Below are 5,166 nucleotides of genomic sequence, written 5' to 3' on the forward strand. Positions count from 1 at the left end.
GCGCTCGCCGAATCAGGCGAGGCACCAGTTGGGCCGTTCACGGCGGTCGGGCTCGCGCGTCTGCAGCGGGGGCACGCCGGTGCCCAGTGTCGGCGGGTCGCTCAKGGCTGCTATCGCAAGCCCCTGCACCTGCAGCGGCTTGGCGGTACTCAGCTGGCAGTAGCCGCAGTCGCTGTCACCGAAGACCTTGGCGGCCTTTGCCGCGTCCGGGTCGACCGCCTTGGCCTGGTGGGCACCCTGGGCACCTTGGTGCTCGTGTTCATGGTGGCCCAGGTGACGAACGCTGGGCACCTGTTCATGCTGGCAATACRCTGCAGCCGCCGCCCAGGTGAACTGGAGCGGCAGCATGACGAGCAGCAGAAGGGTCAGCCAGCGGCGCATGGCGGCGGAGTATAGGGGGGCTGAGAGCCCGACTAGCGCGCAGCCCCGCCACTCAAGGTGACGGCGAGCGCGTCCACCGAGGATCGGTCGCCGAACAGCTTCCTGCGCTCGTTCAGCAGGGTGTCGCGGACCGCCTTCCTGCGCGGCGCTTCGGTGCACAGGCGCTCGACGCAGTCCACGTAGCGATCGGCCGACGAGGCGACCCACTCGTCCAGGCCGATCTGCCGCAGGATGGCGCTGGCAAATCTTCCGCGCAGGTGATCGCCTTCCCAGGCGACGATCGGCGTGCCCCGCTCGACCGCCTGCATGGCGGTGTTGAAGCCGGAAAAGCCGACGCTGTCGAGGAACACGTCGGCCCGGTCCAGCCAGCCGAAGAAGGCGGCCTGGCTCTGCCAGGGCACGAATCGCACGCAGTCGTCGAAATTCACCTGCGCGGCTTCGAATGCCGTGCGAAGGCGCTGTTCGAACAAGCGGGCCATCGGCGCGTTGTCCACCCGGAAGAAGACGAGCTTGCACGGCCGGCATTGCTGCGCGATCCGCACCCACAGCGGGTCGTCATGGGGCGCGTACTTGAAGGGCGTGCCCGCGCACAGCAGCAGCCTGTCCTGCGGCGAGATGTTCCATGCCGTCAGGTCCACGGCGACGGGCGCGGTGCCGAACGGCTCGTAGCAGCAGCCCAGGCCCGGCAGGCGGATCAAGGCCTCGGTGTAGTGGGCGTCGGCAGTTTCCGGCTCGAACGCCTGCGCACTGAGGTAGCCGTCGATGGTCGGCAGGCCCGTCGTCAGGGGATGTCCCCAGCTGGCCAGCTGCTGCGGCGCCAGGCGCAGGGCCGCCAGGCGCAAGGTGACGGAGTCCATGCTGATCTCGGGATAGAGCAGCGCATCGAGCTGGCTGTCCGAGATCGCCTTCGCCCAGTTCGTCCACGCGCCCAGGCCGTGGTGGAGCCTGGCCACCCGGCGCGCTGCCCATTCGGTCTCGGTGTCGCGCACGCTTCCGGTGTGGAAGACGTGCAGCTCGAACTGCCCGGGGTCCAGGTGGGCGATCCATCCGCGCACGATGGCGCGCCACACCGAATGGCTGTGCACGTGGGCCGAGACGATGCCGATGCGGCGTTTCGATGCGGACCGCGGTGCCACGGCAGGCACGCCCACCTTGCGGGCCCAGCCGGCCATCAGCGTGGTGCACAGCTTGCCGTAGTCGGCCAGCCGCTCGCGGTGATCGCCGGGAACATAGGCCAGGTAGAACGGCTGCTGCGCGCCGACCGCCAGGTGGCCTTCGGCCTGGGGCCGGGCGCGGAACCAGCTCTTCAGCTTGCCGAGTTCGTGGCCGAAGTTCTCTGCGCCGGCCCGTTGTTCCTCGTCGGTCCGGGGCACGGCCGGCAGCTGGGCCATCGCAAAGCCCCAGCGCGCGCGCACATGGTTCGTGTCCTGGCGGAAGGCGGCCTGGTAGGCCTTGCGCGCCTCTTGCGCATCGCCCGTGCCCATCAACGCATTGCCCAGCCAGTAGTGCGCCTCGGCCTGGGAGGGTGACGCCAACAGCGAGCGCTGCAACGCATCGGCCGCTTCCGACCACCGGCCCTGGTCGATGCGCAGCAGGCCCAGGTTGAACGAGGCTTGTGCCAGTGCGGGGTCGAGCCGCACGGCGCGCTCGAGGAAGGTGGCGGCTTCGTCGGCTTTCCCCTGGTCCTTCAGCAGCGCACCGAGGTTGCAGAGCGCCCCGGTGTGCTCCGGCTGGAGGGCGAGTGCGCGGCGATAGTGGCGCTCGACCTCCTGTTGCTTGTCGCGCTCGCCCAGCAAGAGGGTGCCGATCTGGAAATGGGCTTCCGCATCGGCGGGCTCGGCCGCTGCCGCCGCGGTGAAATGAAGCAGGGCCTCCTTCGGCTTGCGGTTCGCCAGGGCCATCAGGCCGAGCTGCACCCAGGGGGCGCTCCAACCCGGACGCAGTTCAGCGGCGCGTTGAAACGCCGGCCCGGCCTGGGCCGGGCGCTTGCAGGCCAGGCAGGCGAGTCCGGCGGCATGCTGCAGCGTGGCATCGGCCGGCGCCAGCGCGGTCGCCTGTTGCAGCAGCCGAAGGGCTTCCTGGGGATGCCCTTCCTTGAGCGCGATCAGGCCCAGCGCATGCAGCGCGATGGTGCTGCCGGCGTCCAGCGCCAGCGCAGCCTGTGCGGACTGGCGGGCTTCTTCCAGGTATCCGGCTTCGTACAACGCCAGCGGGCCATCGAGAAGGGAAGGCGGGGACGGAGGAGGGGGCGGTGCAGGAGGTGCGGYGGGCACCGTCGACGTGCCGGCGTGGGTCGAGGCGTCGACGGGCTCCGGGGCGGCGGCGTCGGACAGGGTCTTGAGTCTGGAGCGCAGCCAGCGAAGCATGGCTCAGCGCGGATTCGAGGGGCCGAGCGCCATCAGCTTGACCACGTCGCGCGCCAGCGAGGCGCTGAATTCCTCGGGGTAGCCCATGCCTTCGAGCACCGCTTGCAGCTTCGTGCCCAGCTTGGCCTTCTGGTAGATGTTCAGCGGCGTCGAACGGGCCAGGTTCTGTACGGCGAGGCGGATGCGCTGGTCGAGTTGCTCGCGGCGCTTTTCAGCCTGCTTCGAACTGTCGTTGACCTTCTCCGGGGGGAAAGACTTCCGAAGTTCCGCGGCCACCTTCGCCGCGAAGGCATCCACCGCAGTGGTGTCGAAGAATTTTGCGAACATGGGGCCAGTCGGGCGGGGCGTCGTGATCCGGTGGAGTGTGCCATTGAACGCGCCCGGGATCACCGGGCCAGCAGCGCCTGCACCTCCTCGTCGCTGGTCTGCGGGAACACCTCGTACCAGCACCCCACGGCGTGGAACGGCTCGGGCCGGGTGGCGCAGACGATGTCGTCCGCCTCGCCACGCAAGGCCTCGCAGCTGTCGTGCGCGCCGGTGGGCACGGCGATCACCAGCCGTGCCGGCGCCCTCATGCGCAGCGCCCGCGCCGCGGCCCGCATCGTCGCGCCGGTGGCCAGGCCGTCGTCGACCAGCAGCACGGTGCGCCGCGCCACTTCCAGCGGCGGCCGGCCGTTCCGGTAGAGCCGTTCGCGCCGCGCCAGCTCCTGCGTTTCGGCTTGCGTCACCGCGTCGATCTGCGCGGCCGTCAGCGACAGCATGCGCAGCAGGCTGTCGTTCATCACGCGCACGCCGCCGCTCGCGATCGCGCCCATCGCCAGTTCTTCATGCCCGGGCACGCCGAGCTTTCGCACGACGAACACGTCGAGCGGCAGCCCGAGCGCCCGCGCGACCGCATGGCCCACCGGCACGCCGCCGCGCGGCAGCGCGAGCACCAGCGCGTCGGGGCGACCGCGGTAGGCCGACAGGCGCCTCGCGAGCACCTGCCCCGCATCGCGGCGGTCATGGAACAACGGCTCCTGCATCGACGACTCCTTCGTCAGCAGGCACTGTGCCGCTGCTTCACTTCTTCTGCCAGACCTTCACGTAGTCGACCTCCATGCTGACCGGGAAGATCGTGTCGTCGACCGCGCCGCCCATGTCGCCACCGATCGCCAGGTTCAGCAGCAGGTACTGCGGCTTGTCGAACGGCCAGCTTGCGCTGCCCTGGTGCTTGTTGACGTAGGTGTGGAAGGGCTTGTTGTCGACGCCGATCACCAGGCTCTCGGGCGTCCAGGTCAGCTGGTAGTTGTGGAAGGCGCTGCAGGCGTCGGCGATCTGCGTCTCGCCGCCGTCGCCGAAGGTGCCGGCCGTCGAGGTGTTGTGGATCGTGCCTTCGATCGCGGTCGGGTTCTTGCCGACCTGTTCCATGATGTCGATCTCGCCGCCGGCCGGCCAGTCGCCGGTGGTGCCCAGCATCCAGATCGCCGGCCAGGTACCGAGCCCGCACGGCAGCTTGGCGCGGATCTCGAAGAAGCCGTAGGTCCAGCTGGCCTTGCCGTTCGTGATCAGGCGTGCCGAGCTGTAGTCCTGGCCGCCGTAGTCCCCCGCGGTGGTCAGGCGCTCCTTGCGCGCGGTGATCACCAGCTTGCCGTCGCTGATCTTCGAGTTCTCTGCGCGCGCCACCGCGTAGTACTGCAGTTCGTTGTTGTACCAGCCGGTCGCGTTGGCCTCGGTGTCGTAGACCCACTTGCCGGCGTCAGGCAGCGTGCCGGTGTCGAACTCGTCGGACCAGACGAGGGTGTAGCCGGCGGGGGCGTTGCTCGGCGCTGGAGCCGGGGCGGGGGCGGGGGCGGGAGCGGGAGCGGGTGCCGGTGCCGGTGCCGGTGCCGGTGCCGGTGCCGGTGCCGGCGAAGGCGAAGGCGAAGGCGAAGGCGACGGTGCGGGTGCCGGTGATGGAGCAGGCGCGGGTGATGGTGCCCCGCTGACCGGCGTCGGCGCCGCCGCATCGTCGCTGCCGCCGCAGGCGGCCACCACCAGCACGCCGGCGCACAAGGCTGCCAGGCGGGCCATCGAATGAAGTCGTGTGTTGTTCAGGTTCAAGGAAATTCCCTCCAGCCCGCAGCATGCCTCGTGTGCTGCCCGCCACCCGCAAGCCCGGCGTGACGATCGCTACACGTTGTAGCGGCTCCCGTACCATGTGAACGCCGAAGCCGTGACCTATTAGTAATCATGCCCGTCAAAACCCCTGCGCCCGCCGAGCCTGCACGCCGCGTCACGATGACCGATGTCGCGACGCAGGCCGCCGTGTCGCAGTCGACGGTCTCGCTGGTGCTCAACGGCATGACCGGCACCAAGCTGTCCGACGAGACGCGCGCCCGCGTGCTGCGCGTGGCCGCCGAACTCGGCTACCGGCTGCCCGACCGGCGCGGCACCGCGG

At 69.9% G+C, this 5,166-nt stretch carries 6 protein-coding genes; 1 reads left to right on the plus strand and 5 read right to left on the minus strand.

The features are described 5' to 3' along the window. Positions 1–12: 12 nt before the first annotated feature. The 5 genes from czcI to AC1D15_RS17180 form a co-directional block, all read right to left on the minus strand. Positions 13–381, minus strand: coding sequence for a cation efflux protein, CzcI family (gene czcI / locus AC1D15_RS17160; RefSeq protein WP_477826918.1), 369 nt, complete (start codon positions 379–381; stop codon positions 13–15). Between the two features lie 32 nt (positions 382–413). Continuing rightward, positions 414–2,585 carry a tetratricopeptide repeat protein gene (locus tag AC1D15_RS17165; RefSeq protein WP_477826919.1) on the minus strand — a complete coding sequence of 724 codons (2,172 nt, stop codon included), beginning with the start codon at positions 2,583–2,585 and terminating at the stop codon, positions 414–416. Positions 2,586–2,750: 165 nt separating this feature from the next. Beyond that, a complete protein-coding gene (locus AC1D15_RS17170) occupies positions 2,751–3,137 on the minus strand; it encodes a ribonuclease H family protein (RefSeq protein WP_477826920.1) in 387 nt (128 codons plus the stop codon). Next, complete coding sequence (locus AC1D15_RS17175; RefSeq protein ID WP_477826921.1) at positions 3,134–3,772, minus strand: phosphoribosyltransferase; 639 nt, start codon at positions 3,770–3,772, stop codon at positions 3,134–3,136. The genes AC1D15_RS17170 and AC1D15_RS17175 overlap by 4 nt, the downstream gene beginning before the upstream one ends. A 37-nt stretch (positions 3,773–3,809) precedes the next feature. Further along, positions 3,810–4,829 carry a glycoside hydrolase family 16 protein gene (locus AC1D15_RS17180; RefSeq protein ID WP_477826922.1) on the minus strand — a complete coding sequence of 340 codons (1,020 nt, stop codon included), beginning with the start codon at positions 4,827–4,829 and terminating at the stop codon, positions 3,810–3,812. Positions 4,830–4,958: 129 nt separating this feature from the next. Here AC1D15_RS17180 and AC1D15_RS17185 point away from each other — a divergent pair. Further along, a partial coding sequence (locus tag AC1D15_RS17185; RefSeq protein WP_477826923.1) for a LacI family DNA-binding transcriptional regulator occupies positions 4,959–5,166 on the plus strand: 208 nt, incomplete at its 3' end.

Source organism: Rhizobacter sp. P2_H2 (genome assembly GCF_056403375.1).